The following is a 21224-nucleotide window of genomic DNA, read 5'->3' as shown; positions in this document are numbered from 1 at the left end:
ACGAGCCGTTGCGGCCCCCATATCGCGGCCCATGACAGACAAAACTCCGGTGTGGCACGGCACCACCATCCTTTCCGTGCGCAAGTCTGGCCGCGTCGTGATCGCCGGCGACGGCCAGGTCTCGATGGGCCAGACGGTGATGAAGCCCAATGCGCGCAAGGTCCGCAAGCTGGGTGATGGCTCGGTAATCGCGGGCTTTGCCGGCGCGACGGCCGATGCCTTCACCCTGTTCGAGCGGCTCGAGCGCAAGCTGGAGCAGCATCACGGACAACTGCTGCGCGCCGCCGTCGAGCTCGCCAAGGATTGGCGGACCGACAAGTACCTCCGCAATTTGGAAGCCATGCTGATCGTCGCCGACAAGGACGTGACGCTGGTGGTGACCGGCAATGGCGATGTGCTCGAGCCCGAAGCGGGCATCGCCGCGATCGGATCGGGCGGCAATTACGCGCTTGCTGCTGCCCGCGCGCTAACCGAGTATGAAAGCGACGCCGAGGCGATCTGCCGCAAGGCGATGGAGGTCGCTGCCGACATCTGCATCTACACCAATGAGAATTTGACGATCGAGGCGCTGGATACAGCTGTCTGATCGCCGCCCCACCCCAACCGTCACCCCAGCGAACGCTGGGGTCGCTCTGTAACCAAGGCCGCGCTCGCGGCACCCGATCCCAGCGTTCGCTGGGATGACGAAAGTAGATGATGAACGACTCCCTTACCCCCAGAGCCATCGTCACCGCGCTCGATGCGCACATTATCGGCCAGGCCGACGCCAAGCGCGCGGTCGCGGTCGCCCTGCGCAATCGCTGGCGCCGGCAACGCTTGTCGGCCGATCTGCGCGACGAAGTGACGCCCAAGAACATCCTGATGATCGGGCCAACGGGATGCGGCAAGACCGAGATCAGTCGGCGCCTGGCCAAGCTTGCCGACGCGCCGTTCGTCAAGGTCGAGGCGACCAAGTTCACCGAGGTCGGCTATGTCGGTCGCGACGTCGAGCAGATCGCTCGCGACTTGGTCGAGGAAGCGATCCGGCTGGAGAAAGAGCGCCGCCGCGCGGCGGTGAAGGACAAGGCCGAGGAAGCGGCGATGAACCGCTTGCTCGATGCGCTGACCGGCAAGGATAGCTCGACCGCGACGCGCGAGGCGTTCCGCCAGCGTTTCGCCGATGGCCATCTCGACGACAAAGAAGTCGAGATCGATGTCGAGCAGGCGCCGCAAATGCCGTTCGAGATCCCGGGCCAGCCGATCGGCATGATCAATCTGGGCGAGATGATGGGCAAGGCGTTCGGCGGCGGCCAGAACCTCAAGCGGCGCAAGCTCAACGTCCGCAAGGCGTGGGAAAAGCTGGTCGAGGAGGAAGCCGACAAGCGCCTCGATCAGGACGAGGTCAGCCGCATGGCGCTCGCCGATGCCGAGGCGAACGGCATCGTCTTCCTCGACGAAATCGACAAGATCGCGGTTTCCGATGTGCGCGGCGGCTCCGTCAGTCGCGAAGGCGTGCAGCGCGACTTGCTGCCGCTGATCGAAGGCACGACGGTCGCGACCAAATATGGGCCGATGAAGACCGACCATATCCTGTTCATCGCGAGCGGCGCCTTCCACGTCGCCAAGCCGAGCGATCTGCTGCCTGAGCTGCAGGGCCGCTTGCCGATCCGCGTCGAGCTGAAAGCGCTGACCGAGGCGGATTTCGTCGCCATCCTGTCCGACACACGCGCCTCGCTCGTCGCGCAGTACCAGGCGCTGCTCGCGACCGAAGGGGTGACGATCGACTTCACCGATGACGGCATCCGCGCGGTCGCTCGCATCGCGGCGGAAGTGAATGCGGAGGTCGAGAATATCGGCGCGCGGCGGTTGCAGACGGTGATGGAAAAGCTGCTGGAGCAGGTCAGCTTCGACGCCGAGGACCGGCAAGGTACGACGCTGGTGATCGACGCCGCTTATGTCGACGGGCAACTCGCCAGCATCGCGCGCAACACGGATCTTAGTCGCTTCGTACTCTAGTGGGGGCGAGGCGGGCGGTCGTAAGGTGTAAAGTCACCCAGCCGGCAATAGCCCGAGGGAATGCTCGTTTCGCGCTCCAGCGTGCGGAAGCGATCATCATGGCATAATTGTCCGCCATAGACGTCGACGATCAGGATGACGTTATTGCTCAGCGATGGGCAGCGCGCGGGCAGGTGGTTGACCCATAACCGCCCGCCATCTCGATAGATGATCGTCGCCGAGTCGATGATCTCGGGCCCCTGGTTGCTGGGCTTATCGATGCACCGCACGGGCGTGCCGGCGACGCGGCCCGCGATCGCGTGGTCAATTGCGCTATCGGGGCCGGCGGCACCCAGCAACAGCGCCGCGGTGACGATCAGCGCTGGCGCGCGCACGATCAACTCGCCTTGTAGAGCGTGAAGTCACCAAGCGCGCAGCTGCCGCTTTCGAAATGGCTGGTAAAATCGACAGTTCGAGCGATGTCACCGCGACACAATTGGCCGGAATAGGTGCGCGTGACGATCGCATCGCCGCGGTCGAGCCCGAAACAACCGCCGCTCGTTTCGGTGACATAGGCGCGGCGGCGCCCGGCATCTTTGTAGATGATCGTATCGCCGGCGCGGACCGTGCTCTGCGCGTCGCGCAGGTTGATGCAATCCTGCTTGCCGGCGGGATGGAGGCCCTTGAGCGCGGCGGCAATGGTTGCCTGGTGCGCGGCGGCTTCGCGCGCCTGGCGGTCGGCGCGGCTGTCGCCTGCGGCAGCGCTGGCGGTTGCCAGCACCAAAGCTAACGGAATGAACAGGACAGTACGCATCGCGTTTCTCCTTGCGACAATCTTCCTGCTGATCCCATAGCAGCTTCAGCCGCGAAACGCATCCTTTGCCGCGCGCCGTTCGGCGAGCTCGGCGGCAGTGGCGGCGCGGAGGAACGGATTGGTCGCGCGTTCGATGCCGATGCTGGTCGGGACGGTTGGCTCGCCGGCGGCGCGCGCCGCATGCACGGTCGCCATCCGCTCCCTGAGCGCGAGGTTGTCGGGCTCGGCGACGAGCGCGTAGCGGCCGTTCGATTGGGTATATTCGTGGGCGCAATAGACCTGTGTCGCGTCGGGGAGCGCGGCGTAGCGGCGCATATTGGCGAACATCTGCTCGGCCGTCCCTTCGAACAACCGGCCGCAGCCCATCGCGAACAGCGTGTCGCCAACGAAGATCACGCCATCCTCGGGCAGGTAATAGCTGATATGGCCAGCGGTATGCGCCGGCGTTTCCCAGATCTGCGCCTTGTGCTCGCCCAGCTTGACCGAGTCGCCCTCGCCCAGCGCCACATCCAGCGTCGGGATGCGCGCTGTCTCGGCTGCCGGTGCAAACACCGTCGCGCCGGTCGCCGCCTTGATCTCGGCATTGCCGCCGGTGTGATCGGGGTGCCAATGCGTGTTCCAGATCGCGGTGATCCGCCAGCCGCGCTTGTCGGCTTCGGCCAGCACGGGTGCCGCGACTGCGGGGTCGATGACGGCGGTGTCGCCCGACGCCGGGTCATGGGCGAGCCAGACATAATTGTCATTGAGGACGGGCAGGCGAACGATTTCGATGGTCGACATGGTCATGCCTCTATGAGCGCGGCTTGACCGAGCCGCTGGGTGATCTCGATCGCGGGTGCGGCATCGACCAGGGCAACGCCCTGGCCCGCCCAGAGCGGCGAATAATCGCCGCGCCCATCGGCTTCCGCCTTGGCGCGCAGCGGCGCGAGCGCGGCGCTGGCAAAGGGGAAGGGCGGGGCGAGCGGACTCACTGGCCCCAGCGCCTCGATCAGTCGGTTGCGCAGGCCACGCGCCAGGCCGCCCGAAAACAGGTTGGTGATGACAGTGAGCTGTGCGCTCGCGGCTGCCATCTGCGTGCGCTGCGCCTTCGACGTGCGGCATTCGGGGCTCAGCAGATAGGCAGTGCCGACCTGCACCGCCGCTGCCCCCGCCGCGATGGCCGCGCGCACCCCTGCCGCGTCTGCAATGCCGCCCGCTGCGATCACGGGCAAATCGATGCGCGCCGAAACTTCCCGGACCAGCGCCGTCAGCCCGATCGGTGTGTGACCCGCAAGAAAATAACCGGCGTGACCGCCCGCCTCAAAGCCCTGCGCGATGATGGCATCGACGCCCGCTCGCGCCAGCCATTCCGCTTCAGCGAGGTTGGTGGCATTGCCGAACAGGATCGCGCCCGTCGCGCGGACCCGCGCCTGCAACACGGGTTCAGGCAAGCCGAAATGGAAGCTGACGATCTCGGGCCGCACGGCCTCCACTGCCTCGGCCATCGCCGCATCGAACGGGCGGCGCAGCGGTGGCGGAGTGGTGGGGGCAGCGACGCCCTCCTCGGCATAGAAGGGTGCCAGCGCCTTGCGCCACGCCGCCTCATCGGGCACCGGCCCCAGTGTGTGGCAGAAGAAATTGAGGTTGAGCGGCCCCGTGGCCTGAGCCCGCACCGCTTGCGCCTGCGCCACCACCTGATCGGGCGTCAGCATCGCGCAGGGGAGCGATCCGATCCCGCCCGCGGCAATCGCCGCCACCGCCAGATCGACATCGGCAAAGCCCGCCATCGGCGCCTGCACGATCGGCAGGCGCGCCCCGGTCAGTGCCACAAAGTCGGTCGGTCCGCTCACCAATGGCCGGTGTTGGGCATCGACGCCCAGGGCTCGGCCGGCGGCAGACGGCCGTCCTGCAGCAGCTCGATCGAGATGTTGTCGGGCGTCCGGACGAACGCCATGTGCCCATCGCGCGGCGGGCGATTGATCGTGTAGCCCGCGTCCATCAGCCGCTGGCAGGTCTCGTAGATATTGTCGACGCGATAAGCGAGGTGGCCGAAATTGCGGCCTTCGCCATAGACTTCCGCCTCGCCGTTTTCGGGCGGCCAATTATAGGTCAGCTCGACTTGCGCTTGCTCGTCGCCGGGCGCGGCCATGAAGATGAGCGTGAAGCGGCCTTGCTCGCTGTCAAAGCGGCGGACTTCTTCCAAGCCGACGAGATTGAGGAACTTTACCGTCGCGTCGGGGTCGCTGACGCGGACCATGGTGTGGAGATATTTCATGCCGATATCCTCTGGCGGGGGATGCTCGCAAGATAGGCGCGTGATGGCGTTGCCGCCAGTGCGCTAGGGCTTTTTGGGCGCCGGCGCGTCGAGTTGCTTGAGCGAGTCGGCGGCGAGCTTGCCGACCGGGCCATCGCCGCCGATCCGCTTGGCATCGGTCCAGGCCATGCGCGCGCCATCGAGGTCGCCGCTCGCCGCCGCGATATTGCCGATCTCGAGATTGACCGAGGCATCGTCGGCGGAAAGCTTGTACGCCTCGATGATGTCGAGCTTGGCACGCGGAATGTCCCGCATCCGCCGCGCGAGCGTCGCCGAGGAAAGCCAGATCAGCGGGTCCTTGGGCTCGAGCTTTTCCGCCAAGTCCATGTCGACGCGTGCCGACGGCAGATCGCCAAGCGCCACCAGCGCGCGGGCGCGATCGAACGCTGCCTCGCCGCGCTCGGGGTTTTCGAGCGTTCCGGCGGTGAGCGCCGCATCGAGCGCGGTGCGCGCCTTGGCGGGGTTGCCGGCGGCGAGCCAGGCATTGCCGGCTTGCGACCAATAGCGCGCGGCGCGGTTGTCACGCGCAACTTCGGCCTCGTCGGCGGCGCCTTCAAAAGCTTTGGCCGCGTCCGCCCATTTGCCCTGATTGGCGAGCGCGATGCCGAGGCATTGGCGCGCAAAGAATTTGCCGCTCGTTTGCTGCCACGCGATCGCATCGAGCTCGCCATTATGCGGATCGTTGCCGGTCGCGAGGCCGACACATTGTTGATAGCGGTCAGCGAGCGAGGGCGGCAGGCGCGGCTCGGCAACGGGCGCGGCCGCCTGCGCGGCGGCGAGAGCGGCGAGGATCAGCATGAGACGGGCAACACTCCTTCGACGGTCGCGATGATCTGGCGGATGTCTTCCGGCCGAGACAAGCGGTGGTCGCCGTGTTTGATCAGCGTGACCTGCACATCGGCTGAACGTAGCCGCTCGGCAAGCGTCAGGCTGTGCTGCCACGGCACATCGGGATCACGCTGGCCGTGGATGAGGCGCACTGGTGCCTCGATCGCGATGTCGCCGCCGAGCAGACGCAGTGCGGCACCCGACTCGACCAGGGCGCGCGTGTAGAGCGTCGGCGCGTCTGAATAAGGCGAGGGGCGCTGTAGCCGACCGTTACGGACAAGCGCCTCCCGGTCTGCGGCGTCGAAGCCCCAGTCGGTGAAGTCGGGCGCCGCCGCGATGCCGACGAGCGCGGCGATGCGATCGGGCCGGGCAAGCGCCGCCAGCAGCATCAGCCAGCCGCCCATCGACGAGCCGACCAGCACGACGGGGCCGTCCACTGCGTCAATCATCGCGATCGCATCGTCGCGCCAGTCGGCGAGCGTCTGGTCCTCGAACCGGCCAGGGCTGGCGCCGCACCCGCGATAATCGAAGCGGAGAAATGCCTGGCCCCGCTCGCGCGCCCAGCCTTCGAGCGCGAGCGCCTTGCTACCGGTCATGTCTGAAGCGTAGCCCGGCAAAAAGATCACCGTCGGGGCGCGACCGGGAACGAGATGCTTGGCCAGCATGGCAGGCGAGCGGTAGGCCGCTCAGATCACATATTCGACCGTCGCCATTTGTGTCGTCGCGGCGCGCTTCGCTTCGCGCTTGGCGACGAGGCGGGCGTGGAGCGCGGCGATGGTGTCGCTGCCGGTGCGCGTGAAGACGAAGGGCAGCACGGCGTGCGTCATGCAGGCGATGCCGCCAGCGATCATCGTGATGCCGAAGCCCGAAGCGACGCGGAAATGCTCGGTATAGCTCTCGCCGACCGAATGCGGATGATCGAGGAACAGGCGGCGGAACATCGGCAATCTCCCTTGGCGCACCATTCTAGCGCTTCAGTCGCGTGATGCCAATTTTTCGACGATCTCGGCGGCGAGCTGGCTCAACGTGTCGTCGCGTGCACCCATGATGACGATGCGGTCGCCGGGGCGCGCTTCTTCGACCAGCCGGGCGGCGCCCTCGGCGCGGTCGGCGATGTGGCGCGCGTCGGCACCAGCCGCGCGCAAGTCCGCAACGATATCGGCGCTCGTCACCTCGCGCGCGACGGTGCCGCCGAAATAGGCGGGATCGGGGAGCACCAGTACATCGTCGGGCGCCAGCCGCGCCGCGATGCTCTCGACCAATTCGCGGCGCATCACCTTGAGCGGGCCATAGCCATGCGGCTGGAACAGCAGCAGCAGCCGGCCGGGAAATTGGTGCAGCGTGTCGAGCGTCGCGGCGATCTTGTCGGGGTTGTGGCCGAAATCATCGATCACCGCGACGCCGGCGGCCTCGCCGACCAGATCGAAGCGGCGCCTGAGGCCGCGGAAGTCGGCGATTGCCTCGATTGCCTCAGTGAGCTGCACGCCCGCCGCGTCTGCCGCCGCCAGCGCCGCCAGCGCATTGGCGACGTTGTGGCGTCCGGGCACTGCAAGCCGCACCGAGTGGCGGTTCCCACCATGGACTAGCTCGAACCCTACCGCGAACGGCTGAGGCGCAAGGTTCTCCGCGCGATAATCCGCCGCCGTCTCGATCGCGACGGTGCGGATATCGCCGGCCAACGTCGCGGCCAGCGCGGCAGCCTCGGCATCGCCCACATTGACGATTGTCGTCTTCGCCCGCGCCGCGAACGCCCCGAACAGCGCGCGCAATTCGTCAAGCGATTTGTGATCGAGGCTGACATTGTTGAGCACCGCGATTGTCGGGGTGTAGAGCGCAATCGAGCCGTCGCTTTCGTCAACCTCGCTCACGAACACCTGTCCGTCGCCGACCAAGGCGCTGGCGAACGGCGCTTCGGGTCGCGCGAAATTCTTCATCACCGCGCCGTTCATCACGGTGGGCTCGCGGTCGACGCTGTGGAGGATCCAGCCGATCATCCCGGTCACGGTCGATTTGCCGCTGGTGCCGGCAACGCCGATCGAGACGGGCGACGCGTTGAACAACCGGCTGAGCAACTCGGCCCGGCTCATCCGCGCCGCGCCGATCCGCGTCGCGGCAATGATATCGGCGACTGTGTCCTCGATCGCTGCCGAGGCGACGACGATCTGATCGGGTGACGTAATGCCGCTGCCGTCCTGCGGATAAAGCTCGATGCCGAGCGCGCGCAGCGCGTCGAACTTGGCCGGCAGGCGCGCCTGATCGAGGCTGCGGTCCGATCCCGCGACGGTATAGCCCTGGCCGGCCAGGATCATCGCCAGCGGCATCATCCCCGATCCGCCGATGCCGACCAGGAAGAAGGGTTTGCGCGTATCCATCGCGCCGGGCTATCGCGGCATTTGTGGAGCGGGGCAAGCCGGCGAGGGAGAGAGCTGATGCGAATCGCGATCGTCGCGCCGGCGCGGGGGATCGACAAGCCGCTTGCCGACAAGGTGATCGCGCTGGCGGCGGTGCTTTATCCTTCGGCTGAGCTTATCGTTCACCCGCAATGCTTTCTGTCGGACGGGCATTTCGCCGGCCCTGATGCGGCACGCGCGGCTGCGTTTCTGGACGTCGCCAATGATCCGACGATCGACGCAGTGTGGTTCGCGCGCGGTGGTTATGGCTCCAACCGCATCTTGCCCATGGTCATGGACAAGCTGGCGCCGGCCGCCGCGACCAAGACCTGGCTCGGTTATTCTGACCTGGGGTTCCTGATCGGCGCGCTCTACGCCCGCCGGCTGGGTCATGCCGTGCACGGGCCGATGCCGGTCGATATCGGGCGCGAGGGCGGGGAGGCGGCGGTCGCGCGCGCGCTCGCCTGGCTCACCGCGCGCGAGCGGGGCGTGCTCGAAGGCGGGCTTGGCGGTCGGCCGCACGCGGCGTTCAACCTAGCAATCCTCGCCGCGCTGATCGGTACGCATTGGCTGCCCGACCTTACCGATCATGTGCTGGTGATCGAGGAGGTGTCGGAGCCGCTCTATCGGATCGATCGCATGCTCTGCCAGCTGGCGCGCGCGACGCAGCTGAAGGGCGTGGCGGGCGTGCGGCTCGGGCGGATTACCGACATCAAGCCCAATGATCCCCCCTGGGCCGAGCCAGTCGATACGATGATGCACCGCTGGTGTGCTGAGCTCGGCGTGCCCTATCTCGGCGCCGCCGATATCGGGCATGATGTCGCCAACAAGATCGTACCCTTCGGCCTGGCGTGATCAGCCTTTCCTAACCTTTGTCGACTATCCCGGCTTCGACAGAGGATGAGTTCATGCCCCAGCGTCTCGACGGCTATTTCGCGAAGATCGAAGCATCGATGGTTGAAGCCGACGCGCTGCTCGCGACGCGCGATCCTGCGCTCTCCAACCGGATTCGCCAGAAATGTGTCGATGCCGGCGTGCTGGTGAGCGCATATCAGCTCTTCGTCCATCGCGAGTTGTTCGAACCGCTGATGCGCGATGGCGATGCCTATCAGCGCAAGCTTGCCTGCGAGCTGAAGGCCGAGTGCATTGCGCTCACCGATGCGCTGCGCACCGCGATCAAGAATTTCATGGCGCAGGAATTGCCGTTCGATTGGAACAGCCTGGCCGAGCGCATTCAGCACCACAACCGCATCATGCGCGCGCACATCGCCCGCGTGCGCACACTGCTCGCCACGCTCGCGCCGGCGACCAAAGCGGCTTAAGCGACGCCGTTCGCCTTGAAATGGGCGAGCATGCGCGCCCAGCCATCCTTGGCATCCGCTTCGTTGTAGCTCGCCCGGTAATCGGCGTGGAAGCCGTGCTGGGCGTCGGCATAGACATGAATGTCCGACCCGGTCTTGCCCGCCGCCTTTAGTGCTGCCCGCATGGCTTCGACATCAGTCTGCGGGATGCCCTGATCGAGCGCGCCATAGAGGCCGAGTACGGGCGCCTTGAGTTCAGTGGCGCGCGCGATGACCGGCTTGAGCTGACCGTACCAGGCGACGCCGGCCTTGATCTCGGCATCTTCGATCGCCGCGCGCCACACGACGCCGCCGCCCCAGCAAAAGCCGGTGATGCCGATTTTGCCGGGATTGGCGAAGGCGGCACCCTTGATCCAGCCGATCGTCGCGCGGACATCGCCATCGACCTGCTCGGGCGATGCCTGGGCAACCACTTTGCGGATCTCGGCGAAGTCGGTGAGCGCGGGCAGATTGACGCCGGCGCGGTAGAAGAAATCAGGCGCCACCGCGACATAGCCGAGTGTCGCAAGCCGCCGGCAGATATCCTTGATATACTCGTGGATGCCGAAAATCTCGTTCACCACGACGATCGTTGCATGGCGGCCCTTGCCTTTGGGTCGTGCGACATAGGCGGGCAGTGGGCTGGCCGCGCCATTGGGGATGGTCACTTCCTCGATGATCAGGCCATCGGCGGGCGTCATGATCGGCGCCGCTTCGGCCGACAGCGCGGCGACCGCATACCCCACAAAGAACATGCCCACCGCGCCACGCCGCGTCAGGTGGAGATCGACTGAAGGGGTGCCATCGGGGCGGGTGAGGGTAAGCATCGGCAGCGACTCCTGAAGTCGATTGAACCTAGAGCACCATGCTAGGCGCTTGGCATCGGGCCGCAATGCGGGATTTGGGTGCGACTGGTCCTGATTGCGTGCTTGCCTATATTGCTTCACGCGGCATAACGCGCCCCCACCGCAACAATCGCTCGAAAGCCCCAGGTTCCACCATGTCCCAGATGTTCAAGATCACGCTCCCTGACGGTTCCGTCCGTGAGGTTGCGGCGGGGACTACGCCGGCGGACATCGCCGCGGCGATCGGGCCGGGGCTGGCCAAGGCTGCGCTCGCGGCGAAGGTCGATGGCGAATTGCGCGACATCGGGCGCCCTTTCGAGGGTGATGCGCAGCTGGCGCTGGTTACGAGCCGCGATGAGAAAGACGCGCTCGAGCTGGTGCGCCACGATTATGCGCATGTGCTGGCGGAAGCGGTGCAGCAGCTTTATCCCGGCACGCAGATCACCTTCGGCCCGTCGACCGACGATGGCTTCTATTATGATTTCGCCCCCGCCCCCGATCGCGGTCCCTTCACCGAGGAGGATCTGCCGGCCATCGAGGGAGCGATGCGCGCCATCATCCGTGCCGACAAGCCGTTGCGCCGCGAAGTATGGGACCGCAACACGCTGATCAGCCGCTGGAAGCAGCAAGGCGAGAGCTTCAAGGCCGAATGGGCGGCCGAACTGCCGGGCGACGAGCCGCTGACCGTCTATTGGTCGGGCGAGGATTGGCTCGACATGTGCCGGGGCCCGCATCTCGCCTCGACCGGCAAGCTCGACCCCGAGGCATTCAAGCTGACGCGTGTTTCGGGCGCTTATTGGCGCGGCGACCAAAACAACGCGATGCTGAGCCGCATCTACGGCACCGGCTGGCTCAACAAGAAGCAGCTCGCCGAGCATCTCGTCCGGCTGGAAGAAGCCGCCAAGCGCGATCATCGCAAGATCGGCGCGGAGATGGACTTGTTCCACCTTCAGAGCGAGGCGCATGGCAGCGTATTCTGGCACCCGCACGGCTTCACCATCTGGCGCCAGCTTGAGGCCTATATGCGTCGCAAGATCGACGCGGCGGGCTATCGCGAGGTCAAGACGCCGCAGGTCATGGACGCCCGCCAATGGGAGCAATCGGGCCATTGGGGCAAATATCGCGAGAATATGTTCGTCATCCCCGACGAAGTTCCCAATACCGAAGATGAGGGGCCGATCGTCTCCGACGCTGCTGAATGGATGGCGTTAAAACCGATGAACTGTCCGGCGCATGTCCTCATTTTCCGCCAGGGCATCAAGTCCTATCGCGACTTGCCGTTGCGGCTTTACGAGAATGGCTGCTGCCATCGGAACGAGCCGCATGGCGCGCTGCACGGACTGATGAGGGTGCGGCAATTCACCCAGGACGACGCGCACATCTTTTGCCGCGAAGACCAGATCGTCGACGAGGTGCAGGCCTTTTGCCGGTTGGCGGACGGCATCTATCGCGATTTCGGCTTCAGCTATTCGATCAAGCTCGCGCTCCGCCCCGACAAGCGCTTCGGCAGCGACGAAATGTGGGACCGGGCTGAGGCTGAGCTAAGGAATGCGGTGATTGCGGCGATGGTTTTACTCAGGCTGGAAGCTGCGGATAACAACCTCCCGCCGCCGGAATATAATTTTGAAGTGCTGCCCGGCGAAGGGGCTTTCTATGCCCCAAAGCTCGAATGGCATCTGACCGACGCGATCGGCCGCACCTGGCAAGTCGGCACCATCCAGTCGGACCGGGTGCTGCCTGAGCGGCTTGACGCGGCCTATGTGGCGGAGGACGGGGCGAAGCATCGCCCAATCATGCTCCACCGCGCGATCTTCGGCAGTTACGAACGCTTCATCGGCATCCTGATCGAGCATTATGCCGGCCGCTTCCCGCTGTGGCTGGCGCCGGTGCAGGCGGTGGTCGCGACGATCGTGTCCGATGCCGATGATTATGCGCGCGAGGTCGAAGCGAAGCTGACGGCAGCGGGGCTGCGCGTCGAGACCGATCTCAGGAACGAGAAGATAAACTACAAGGTGCGCGAGCACAGCCTGGCCAAGGTGCCCAACCTGCTCGTCATCGGCAAACGCGAGGCGGAAGAGGGGACGGTTGCGCTGCGCCCGCTCGGCGCCGATGCGAGGCAGGAAGTGCTCAAGCTCGAGGCGCTGATCGCGCGGTTGACAGCGGAAGCGACCCCACCTGATCTGCGCTAGCCGCGAAAAAGCGCTCGATCAGCAACACTGTGGCGCCGGGGTCACTTCCCCGGTGCCGCAGTTTTCTCTATATTGGCCCCACTGAAAACCAAAGGAGCACTACCTATCCGTCCGCCAATGATGCGCCGGCCCATGCCCGCGCCGCCGATGAACGGCCCCCGGTTCAACGAATTCATCCAGTCGCCCAAGGTCCGCGTGATCGATCAGGACGGCGAGAATCTGGGTGTGATGTACACGCGCGAGGCTATCGAGGCGGCGGCCGAAGTCGGCCTCGACCTCGTCGAGATTTCGCCCAACGCCGATCCGCCGGTCGCCAAATTCCTCGATATCGGCAAATATAAGTACGAGGCGCAGAAAAAGGCCAATCAGGCCCGAAAGACCCAGAAGACGCAGGAGATCAAGGAGATCAAGATGCGTCCGAACATCGACGATCATGATTATGAGACGAAAATGAAGGCGGTCCATAAATTCCTGGGCGAAGGCGACAAGGTCAAGATCACGCTGCGCTTCCGCGGCCGCGAACTTTCCCATGGTCAGCTCGGTATGGCGCTATTGAAGCGCGTGCAGGACGACACGGCCGAAGACGCCAAGATCGAAGCCTATCCGCGCATGGAAGGCCGCCAGATGCTGATGGTGCTGTCGCCCAAATAGGACATGTCGTGCCGGGTGGGTGCCCGGCACGACCGTAATCAGCCGAGATAGCGGCTATATTCCTCCGTGTAGCGCTCGGTCATCCTGGCCTGCTCATCGGCGGGCGCGCTTGCTGCAAGCTCGGGAAACCAAGTGCCCTCTTCCGAATAGACATGGTGCGCAACCGCGCCTTCGATATGTTCCAATTTGTCGTGATAATCTTCGCTCAGCGGGTCAAGCCGCTCGAGCAGGCCTAGCTCCATCTTCGCCGCTGATTGTTCCTGATAGGCAAGCTCGGCATGGCCGACCTGATGGTGCTCGGCCATGGCGGGATAGATCGCAGCTTCCTCGGCGATGGCGTGCGCGGTCAGTAATTCGGCCAGCTTTTCCTGTTCGGCGATCCGCTCATTGGCATCGGCTGCAGCTTTTAGTGCAGCGAATTGCGCTTCGATGGCGCGATGATGGTCGAGGATCAGGTTCAGCCAATCGCCGGGTTGGGCGATATTTTCGGCCTTGGCGCGGGCTTCTGCGCGCGCTTCTTCACTTTCGGGCGGTGTGATCGCCGCAACGACGGAGTCGACAACGGACATGGTGGTTCTCCTTAGCGCGAGTGTCGGGGGCTGGACATCGCGCAGTTCAAACCCTGGGCCGTGGCGAGCGTTCCTACCGACACGGCCAGCAAACGACGGGCCGTTTGTCTCGGCCGAAATGAACGGCGGCGCCGTCAGTCGGCGGGTGCGCCAGACGCTGTGCGCTAGCCTAACCCGACCGTGAGGCCAGCACTTCAAGGTTGTCCCAGCCATAGGCCACTTCGTCCGCGGCCAAATCCGGCCGCCGGTGTGTCGCGACCGCGCGCCCGCCCAGCGCCTCGTAAAAGCGCCGTGCCGGGGCATTGGCGGCCAGCACCCAGAGCGCCATCGCTCGGTCTCCCTCGGCGATGAGCCTTCGCGCCATTGCCGCCATCAGAGCGCGGCCGGCGCCGCTGCGTTGGCCCGATTGCAGCACGTAAAGCGCCGTCACTTCGCCCTTGAAGCCCTGCGCGGCGAGATCGGGCGATCGCTGGTCGGCACAGGCGCCGAAGCCGATAATCTCGCGATTAAGCTCCGCCACATACACGCCGCGCGCAATGCCGGTCGCGATCACCCGCCGCCACATCGCGACGCGCTTTGCCGCAGTCCATTGCGCGATTTCGGCGGCCGGCAACAACCCGGCATAGGCTTCGCGCCACGCCTGGGCGTGCACCGTGCCGATCCGCGCCGCATCGGCCGGGCGCGCCTGACGGACGGCCGGCGCCGTACTCATTCGGCTGGCGGCTCCCACAGCTCGACAGGGTTGCCCTCGGGGTCGTGGATGCGCGCGAATTTGCCGGTGTGCGGGTCGTCCCATTCGGGCTTGGTGATGACGTCGACGCCCTTGGCGCGCAGCCCATCGATCATCGCGTCGATGCCTGCGACTTTCAGGTTGAGCATATACTGCCTATCGACCGGGAAATAATCGGTGTCAGCCTTGAAGGGCGCGAACACCACTTCGCCGCCATGCGTTTTCCACGTCCATTGCTCGGGCTCGCCCGTGCCTTTCGCCGCACATCCCGCGCCGACGCCGAGCATGTCGCGATACCAGGCGTTCAGCGCGTCGGGGTCTTTCGCCCGGAAGAACAGCCCGCCAATCCCCAATACGCCCATGCCATCCTCCCTCAGGCAGCCTCGCGCCACTCGCCTTCGTTCGCTGCCGCACCCAGCAGCCGCCGCTCGATCGACTTGAGTCGCTGGCTGCTCGCGATCTTATCGCCGATCAGGTCGGTGATGTAGAAAGTGTCGACCGCGCGCTCGCCATAAGTCGCGACATGCGCCGAGTGGATCGTCACCTTGGACAGGAACAGCGCCAGCGCCAGCCGGTTGAGCAGCGCCGGCCCATCGCGCGCATTGACCTCGATGACGGTGAAGCGGTTCGATGCGCCATTGTCGATGAAGACGGCGGGTTGGATGTCGAATGCTTCGGCGCGGGGGCGGGGCAGGGGCTTGGCTTTCAGCCGCTCGTTCAATTTGCCGCGATTGGCGAGCGCGTCGGCGATCGTCTGCTTGATCCGGTCGAGCTGCTCGGGCCCGTCGAACGGCCGGCCGAACGGGTCCTGCACTAGGAAATTGTCGAGCGCCATACCGTCGCGCGTCGTGTGGATGCGCGCGTCGATGATGTTGCCGCCGGCGACGTGGATCGCGCCGGCGGTGCGATAGAACAGCCCCGGATGGTCGGCGGCGTAGAGCGTGACCAGCGTGGCGCCACGTTCGGCGTACGCGCGCGCGTCGATCCATAGCTGCGCGTCACCCGCCGCCTCGATCATGCGCGCATTGTGCTCCAGCACGTCGGCGGGCTCGGCGATCCAATAGGCCTCGGGCAGGCGCTTGATATATGCCGCCATCTGCGCCGCATCCCAACCAAGCGCCGTCGCCAGATCTTCCTGTTTCGCAGCAATCCGCTCACCGCGCCCGCGCTGCTTATGGCCCAGCCGCAGCACTTCCTCCGCCGAATCGTAGAGCGTCGTCAGCAATTGCCGCTTCCAGCCGTTCCACACGCCCGGCCCGACCGCGCGAATGTCCACCACGGTCAGGATCAGCAGCAGCTTCAGCCGCTCGGGGCTCTGCACCGCGCCGGCAAAGTCGAGGATCGTCTTGAAGTCCGACAAGTCGCGTTTGAACGCGGTCGCCGACATCAGCAGATGGTGGCGCACCAGCCAGGCGACGGTCTCGGTTTCGGCCGCCGTCAGCCCCAGCCGCGGGCACAGCCGATGCGCGACTTCGGCACCCAGCACCGAGTGGTCGCCGCCGCGCCCTTTGGCGATGTCGTGGAGCAGGACGGCCATATAGAGCACGCGCCGGCTGGCGATATGCTTGATGAGCCCGGTCGACAGTGGATGGTCCTCGCCGGCCTCGCCGCGCTCGATCCGCGCGAGCAGGCCGATCGCGCGGATGGTGTGCTCGTCGACGGTGAAATGATGATACATGTCGAACTGCATTTGTGCGACGACCCGGCCGAAATCGGGCACGAAGCGGCCGAACACGCCGGCCTCATTCATCCAGCGCAGCACGGTTTCGGGATCGCGTGGGGAGGTCAGCACATCGAGGAACAGCGCGTTGGCGCGCGGGTTGGTGCGGATGTCGTCGGCGAGCTTGGCGTCGCGGGTCGCCGCGCGCATCGCCATCGGGTGGATTTCCAGGGCGTGCTTGTCGGCGAGCGCGAAGATTTCGATCAGCCGCACCGGGTCCTTGCGGAAGAAATCGTCCGCCGGCAGCGCGATGCGGCCGCGCTCAAGCACGAAGCCGTTCAGGTGTCGTGTCGAGCGGCGCAGCGATGGCAAGCCGAACCGCCGGCCGCGCGCGGCGAATTTCTCGTCGAGATGGGCGAGGAACACCCCGGTCAAGTCGCCAATCGTCTTCGCCTGCAGGAAGTAATATTGCATGAAGCGCTCGACGCGCGACTTGCCGGGGCGGTCGGCATAGCGCATGCGCTCGGCAATCTCGCGCTGCACGTCGAAGGTCAGCCGGTCCTCGGCGCGGCCGGCGATCAGATGGAGGTGGCAGCGCACCGCCCATAGGAAATTTTCGGCGCGGTGGAACAGACGGTATTCCGCGCGGGTCAGCAGCCCTTCTTCGACCAGATCGGCCGAAGATCGCACGCGATAGGTGTATTTACCGATCCAGAACAACGTGTGGAGGTCGCGTAGGCCGCCTTTTCCCTCTTTTACATTGGGTTCGACGACATAGCGGCTATTGCCCAGCTTGGCGTGGCGCTCGTTGCGCTCGGCGAGCTTGTCGGTGATGAATTGGCGCGCGGTGCCGGTCTGCACGTCGCGCCAGAAACGCTCGGCCGCCTCGTCGTACAGCGCGGTATCGCCCCAGACATAGCGCGCCTCGAGCAGCGCGGTGCGGATGGTGATGTCGGCCTTGGCCTGGCGCACCATCTCGTCGAGCGAGCGCGAGCTATGCCCGACTTTCAGCCCCAAATCCCATAGCGCATAAAGCATCGATTCGATGACCTGTTCGCACCAGCCGGTCTGCCGCCAGGGCGTCAGAAAACCGATATCGACATCCGAATAGGGCGCCATTTCGCCCCGGCCATAGCCGCCAACGGCGATGATGGTGAGGCGCTCGCCGCTGGTCGGGTTGCGATTGGGATAGAGCCGGTCGACGACGAAATCGTGGAGCAGGCGGATGATCTGGTCGATCAGGAACGCCTGCGCGGCGGCGGCTTCCAGCCCGCGCGAGGGATGTTCGGCAAGGCGGCGGGCGATTTCGGCGCGGCCGGCATCAAGCGCAGCCTTGAGGCGCGCCGTCATCGCCTGGCGCAGCGCGACGCGATCCTCGCCAGCGAGCGCGGCAAGCTCATCGGCAATCGCTCGGCGATCGATGATCGCGCGGCGCTGGGGCAGGGTGTCGAAGCGATTGGCCATTGGTGCTGAGATAGGGGGTCGCGACGCCGCCGTCACGCGCGCGATTGTTTAAGCGCGCAATTCGGGATGACGCTCGTCGAGCGAGGCGCCAGATTGCCGGCATGACGACCCCGCACCTGCTCGACCGCCCGATCTGGAACACGCTCGCGACTCGCCACAAGGGGCTGGCCGAGGGCGATCATCGCGCGCGGCGCTTCCGGCCGTCGGTCAATTTGTTTGCCGCCGCGCGCGATGACGGGGCCGAAGCGCAGGCCGCGCTTGCCGCGCTTATGCCGGCCAATGGGCAGCTGGGGCTGGTCGAGGCCGAGCCGCCGCAACCGCTTGCCGGCACGCGCGTGACGTTCCAAGCAACGCTCTATCAGATGCTGCTGGACGGCCCGCTTGCCCCCGCTGAAGCCGCGCATGCCGAGCTCGACTGGGTGGATCTCAGCGATGCCGACGCGCCGGCGATGCTTGAGCTCGCTACGCTGACCCGGCCGGGGCCATTCTTCACAGAAACACATCGGCTTGGGCGCTTCATCGGCATCAAACGCGGCGGCAAGCTTGTCGCCATGGCCGGCGAAAGGATGAAGGTACCGGGCTTTGCCGAGGTAAGCGCGGTGTGCACCCACCCCGATTGGCGCGGCCATGGCTTCGGCATCGGCCTGATGCGGATCGCGATCGAGCGGATGCTCGCCGATGGCGACGCGGTATTCCTCCATGCCTATCCCGACAATCCGGCGGTGCAGCTTTACGAGGCGCTGGGATTCAAGGTCCGGCGTGAGATGCGTTTCACGATCGTGGAGCGGGACGACGGCTGACCCGCCTCCATAATATAACACACCGCGACCCCAGCGAAAGCTGGGGTCGTTTGCCCTGGCCGATCCCAGCTTTCGCTGGAATGACGTTTAATTTTCGCGCGCAAGCCGCTTCAATTCATAGAGCCGATCGAGCGCCTCGCGGGGCGACAGTGCGTCAACGTCGATCCCGTCGAGCGCGGCGCGGATCGGGTCCGGCGCGGCGGCTTCCGGCGCCACGGTCGCGGCGAACAGCGGCAGATCGTCGAGCCCCGCCGCGAGCCCGCCCGTCTTGGCGCGCCCCGCCTCTAGTGTCGCGAGCACCGCCTTGGCGCGCGCGATCGTGACCGGCGGCAGCCCCGCCAGCCGCGCCACCGCCAGGCCATAGCTGCGATCCGCCGGCCCATCGGCGACTTCGTGGAGCAGCACCAGATCGCCTTTCCATTCGCGCGCGCGGACATGGTGGAGCGACAGCCCATCGAGCCGCTCGGCCAGCCGCGTCAGCTCATGATAATGCGTCGCGAACAAGCAGCGGCAGCGATTATCCTCATGAATCGCCTCGACCACCGCCCAGGCAATGGCGAGGCCGTCATAAGTGCTGGTGCCGCGCCCGACTTCATCGAGGATGACGAAGCTGTCGGCGGTCGCCTGCGCCAGGATCGCGGCGGTCTCGACCATCTCGACCATGAAGGTGGAGCGGCCGCGCGCGAGGTTGTCCGACGCGCCGACCCGGCTGAACAGGCGATCGACCAACCCGAGCTTGGCCGAAGTCGCCGGCACATAGCTCCCCGCTTGCGCGAGCACCGCGATCAGCGCGTTCTGGCGCAGAAAGGTCGATTTGCCGCCCATATTGGGGCCGGTGACGAGCCATAGCCGGCGATCGGGGGTCAGCACGCAATCATTGGCGACGAACCGCTCGCCCGATTTGGCCAGCGCTGCCTCAACGACCGGATGCCGCCCGCCTTCGACTTCGAAACACGCATAATCAGCAAGCGCGGGCCGGCACCAGCCGCCCTCCGACGCGCGCTCGGCCAGGCCCGCCGCGACATCGAGCCGTGCGAGCGCGTCGGCGGTCGCAGCGATTGCCTCGCGGGTGCGCAGTGCCGCTTCGGTCAGCTCCTCCAGATGCGCCGCTTCCGCCGCCAGGGCGTGCGCGCCCGCCTGCGTCACCTTGATCGCGACCTCGTGCAGTTCCGCCGCATTGAAGCGTACCGCGCCCGCCATTGTCTGGCGGTGTGTGAACCCCGAATCGGCAGCCATCAGCGGATCGGCGGCGCGCGCGGGCACTTCGATGTGATAGCCGAGCACGCCGTTGTGGCGGATCTTGAGCGCGGCGATGCCGGTGCGCTGGCGATAGTTGGCTTCGAGCGCGGCAATCGCGCGGCGGCCGCCGGCGCCGGCATCGCGCAGATCGTCGAGCGCGGCGTCATAGCCCTCGGCGATATAGCCGCCCTGACTGGCATCGATGGGCGGTGTCGGCACCAGCGCGCGGCGCAGCAGATCGATCAGCGCGCCATGGCCCTGCATGGCCGGCACCAGCTCGGTGAGCAGCGCCGGCGCGGGCTCGATGGTGCTCAGTCGCTCGCCCAATCGCCACGCCGCATCCAGCCCGTCGCGCAGCAGACCCAGGTCGCGCGGGCTGCCGCGCCCCGCCGCTAGCCGCCCCAGCGCGCGGCCAATGTCGGGCGCGCTGCGCAAGATGCCGCGCAGCATATCGCGCTGGGCGGCGCTGTCATGGAGCCATTGCACCAGGTCGAGCCGCGCGTTGATCGCGGTTCGATCCATCAGCGGCGCGGCGATATCGGCGGCGAGCAGCCGCGCGCCGGCGGCGGTGACGGTGCGGTCAACCGCGTCGAGCAGGCTGCCCTGGCGGCTGCCGGCGCTCGATCGTGTCAATTCCAGGCTGTCGCGAGTGGCGGCGTCGATCGCCATCGTGGCGCCGCCCGAGGTATGGCGCGGCGGGCGGAGGAAGGGCAGCGCGCCCTTGGCGGTGTGTTCGAGATACGCGATCAGCCCGGCCGCCGCCGCCAGCGCCGGCCGGCCGAGTGCACCGATGACATCCAGCGTGGCGACCCCGAACAGCGCCTTCAACCGAGCCTCGCCTTCGCCGCTGTCGAACGCGGCGCGGGGGCGACTGCCGGTCGCCACGTCGGCAAAGGCGCTCCCTTCCGCAACGATGGTTTCGGCCGGCGCGAGGCGGGCGAGGTCAGCGGTCAGCGCGGCCACGCTGCTATCAATAATCTCGAACCGCCCGGTCGAGATGTCGGCGGCGGCAATCGCGATGCCACCCGCCACCTCGCCGATCGCGGCGCACCAATTGGCCGCGCGGGTGTCGAGCAGCGCTTCCTCGGTCAGCGTGCCGGCGGTGACGATGCGGACGATCGCGCGTGACACGAGTGCTTTCGAACCGCGCGCCTTGCGTGCTTCCTCAGGGCTTTCGGTCTGGTCGGCAATCGCGACCTTGTGCCCGGCCTTGATCAGCCGGGCGAGATAGCCCTCGGCGGCATGCGCCGGCACGCCGCACATCGCGACCGGCTGGCCATCATGCTCGCCGCGTGCCGTAAGCGCGATGTCGAGGCACGCGCTCGCCACCTTCGCGTCGTCGAAGAACAGCTCGAAGAAATCGCCCATCCGGTAGAACAACAGGCAATCGCCCGCCTCTTCCTTTAGCGCCCGATATTGCGCCATCATGGGGGTGGGG

Annotated in this window: 22 protein-coding genes; 7 read left to right on the top strand and 15 right to left on the bottom strand. The window is 66.2% G+C overall.

Features of this window, described 5'->3' with window-relative positions; translation table 11 throughout:
- Positions 1-31 precede the first annotated feature (31 nt).
- Both hslV and hslU read left to right on the top strand, forming a co-directional pair.
- Positions 32-586 (top strand): ATP-dependent protease subunit HslV, encoded by a 555-nt coding sequence (hslV, locus tag ACLB0R_RS03455; RefSeq protein ID WP_416641955.1) that lies wholly within the window; start codon positions 32-34, stop codon positions 584-586.
- Positions 587-696: 110 nt separating this feature from the next.
- Entirely contained in the window at positions 697-1995 is a 1299-nt protein-coding gene (gene hslU, locus ACLB0R_RS03450) for an ATP-dependent protease ATPase subunit HslU (RefSeq protein WP_416641954.1), read from the top strand.
- Here the strand turns inward: hslU and ACLB0R_RS03445 are convergent.
- The 9 genes from ACLB0R_RS03445 to ACLB0R_RS03405 all read right to left on the bottom strand — a co-directional run bounded on the left by ACLB0R_RS03445 (position 1992) and on the right by ACLB0R_RS03405 (position 8281).
- A complete protein-coding gene (locus ACLB0R_RS03445) occupies positions 1992-2369 on the bottom strand; it encodes a hypothetical protein (RefSeq protein ID WP_416641953.1) in 378 nt (125 codons plus the stop codon). The genes hslU and ACLB0R_RS03445 overlap by 4 nt on opposite strands.
- Before the next feature lie 2 nt (positions 2370-2371).
- Positions 2372-2788, bottom strand: a complete 417-nt coding sequence (locus tag ACLB0R_RS03440) for a DUF6491 family protein (RefSeq protein ID WP_416641952.1) — start codon at positions 2786-2788, stop codon at positions 2372-2374.
- Between the two features lie 45 nt (positions 2789-2833).
- On the bottom strand, positions 2834-3568 hold the full coding sequence (gene gloB, locus ACLB0R_RS03435) for a hydroxyacylglutathione hydrolase (RefSeq protein WP_416641951.1): 735 nt from the start codon (positions 3566-3568) through the stop codon (positions 2834-2836).
- Between the two features lie 2 nt (positions 3569-3570).
- Positions 3571-4617 carry an NAD(P)H-dependent flavin oxidoreductase gene (locus ACLB0R_RS03430; protein WP_416641950.1) on the bottom strand — a complete coding sequence of 349 codons (1047 nt, stop codon included), beginning with the start codon at positions 4615-4617 and terminating at the stop codon, positions 3571-3573.
- The gene (locus ACLB0R_RS03425; RefSeq protein ID WP_416641949.1) at positions 4614-5042 is read right to left on the bottom strand and encodes a VOC family protein; all 429 of its coding nucleotides are present in this window, start codon (positions 5040-5042) and stop codon (positions 4614-4616) included. The genes ACLB0R_RS03430 and ACLB0R_RS03425 overlap by 4 nt, the downstream gene beginning before the upstream one ends.
- Before the next feature lie 63 nt (positions 5043-5105).
- On the bottom strand, positions 5106-5879 hold the full coding sequence (locus tag ACLB0R_RS03420) for a tetratricopeptide repeat protein (RefSeq protein WP_416641948.1): 774 nt from the start codon (positions 5877-5879) through the stop codon (positions 5106-5108).
- Entirely contained in the window at positions 5873-6574 is a 702-nt protein-coding gene (locus ACLB0R_RS03415) for an alpha/beta hydrolase family protein (RefSeq protein WP_416641947.1), read from the bottom strand. Before ACLB0R_RS03415 ends, ACLB0R_RS03420 begins: the two co-directional genes overlap by 7 nt.
- 21 nt (positions 6575-6595) lie before the next feature.
- Complete coding sequence (locus tag ACLB0R_RS03410; protein WP_416641946.1) at positions 6596-6850, bottom strand: DUF6356 family protein; 255 nt, start codon at positions 6848-6850, stop codon at positions 6596-6598.
- A gap of 33 nt (positions 6851-6883) precedes the next feature.
- Positions 6884-8281, bottom strand: a complete 1398-nt coding sequence (locus ACLB0R_RS03405) for a UDP-N-acetylmuramate--L-alanine ligase (protein WP_416641945.1) — start codon at positions 8279-8281, stop codon at positions 6884-6886.
- Positions 8282-8338: 57 nt separating this feature from the next.
- Between ACLB0R_RS03405 and ACLB0R_RS03400 the strand changes: the two genes are divergently transcribed.
- Entirely contained in the window at positions 8339-9154 is an 816-nt protein-coding gene (locus ACLB0R_RS03400; RefSeq protein ID WP_416641944.1) for an LD-carboxypeptidase, read from the top strand.
- Between the two features lie 53 nt (positions 9155-9207).
- Positions 9208-9621, top strand: a complete 414-nt coding sequence (locus ACLB0R_RS03395) for a hypothetical protein (RefSeq protein ID WP_416641943.1) — start codon at positions 9208-9210, stop codon at positions 9619-9621.
- On the opposite strand, the gene ACLB0R_RS03390 is transcribed toward ACLB0R_RS03395, so the two are convergent.
- Positions 9618-10466 carry a dienelactone hydrolase family protein gene (locus ACLB0R_RS03390; RefSeq protein WP_416641942.1) on the bottom strand — a complete coding sequence of 283 codons (849 nt, stop codon included), beginning with the start codon at positions 10464-10466 and terminating at the stop codon, positions 9618-9620. The genes ACLB0R_RS03395 and ACLB0R_RS03390 overlap by 4 nt on opposite strands.
- A gap of 173 nt (positions 10467-10639) precedes the next feature.
- Here ACLB0R_RS03390 and thrS point away from each other — a divergent pair, with 173 nt between their 5' ends.
- Both thrS and infC read left to right on the top strand, forming a co-directional pair.
- Complete coding sequence (gene thrS, locus ACLB0R_RS03385; RefSeq protein ID WP_416641941.1) at positions 10640-12673, top strand: threonine--tRNA ligase; 2034 nt, start codon at positions 10640-10642, stop codon at positions 12671-12673.
- Positions 12674-12790: 117 nt separating this feature from the next.
- Positions 12791-13324 carry a translation initiation factor IF-3 gene (gene infC / locus ACLB0R_RS03380; protein ID WP_416641940.1) on the top strand — a complete coding sequence of 178 codons (534 nt, stop codon included), beginning with the start codon at positions 12791-12793 and terminating at the stop codon, positions 13322-13324.
- Positions 13325-13362: 38 nt separating this feature from the next.
- Here infC and ACLB0R_RS03375 read toward each other — a convergent pair whose 3' ends face one another.
- The 4 genes from ACLB0R_RS03375 to ACLB0R_RS03360 all read right to left on the bottom strand — a co-directional run bounded on the left by ACLB0R_RS03375 (position 13363) and on the right by ACLB0R_RS03360 (position 17747).
- Positions 13363-13893 (bottom strand): hemerythrin domain-containing protein, encoded by a 531-nt coding sequence (locus tag ACLB0R_RS03375; protein WP_416641939.1) that lies wholly within the window; start codon positions 13891-13893, stop codon positions 13363-13365.
- Positions 13894-14062: 169 nt separating this feature from the next.
- Positions 14063-14605 carry a GNAT family N-acetyltransferase gene (locus ACLB0R_RS03370; protein WP_416641938.1) on the bottom strand — a complete coding sequence of 181 codons (543 nt, stop codon included), beginning with the start codon at positions 14603-14605 and terminating at the stop codon, positions 14063-14065.
- On the bottom strand, positions 14602-14985 hold the full coding sequence (locus ACLB0R_RS03365) for a VOC family protein (RefSeq protein WP_416641937.1): 384 nt from the start codon (positions 14983-14985) through the stop codon (positions 14602-14604). Before ACLB0R_RS03365 ends, ACLB0R_RS03370 begins: the two co-directional genes overlap by 4 nt.
- 11 nt (positions 14986-14996) lie before the next feature.
- Positions 14997-17747, bottom strand: coding sequence for a [protein-PII] uridylyltransferase (locus ACLB0R_RS03360; protein ID WP_416641936.1), 2751 nt, complete (start codon positions 17745-17747; stop codon positions 14997-14999).
- Positions 17748-17848: 101 nt separating this feature from the next.
- On the opposite strand from ACLB0R_RS03360, the gene ACLB0R_RS03355 reads away from it, so the two are divergent.
- Positions 17849-18547, top strand: coding sequence for a GNAT family N-acetyltransferase (locus ACLB0R_RS03355; protein WP_416641935.1), 699 nt, complete (start codon positions 17849-17851; stop codon positions 18545-18547).
- Between the two features lie 87 nt (positions 18548-18634).
- On the opposite strand, the gene mutS is transcribed toward ACLB0R_RS03355, so the two are convergent.
- A complete protein-coding gene (gene mutS / locus ACLB0R_RS03350) occupies positions 18635-21214 on the bottom strand; it encodes a DNA mismatch repair protein MutS (protein WP_416643085.1) in 2580 nt (859 codons plus the stop codon).
- Between the last annotated feature and the right edge of the window lie 10 nt (positions 21215-21224).

The sequence above is a fragment of the Sphingomonas sp. GlSt437 genome (assembly GCF_048015635.2).
Lineage (GTDB): Bacteria > Pseudomonadota > Alphaproteobacteria > Sphingomonadales > Sphingomonadaceae > Sphingomonas.
This window is presented reverse-complemented; position numbering and strand designations above follow the sequence as displayed.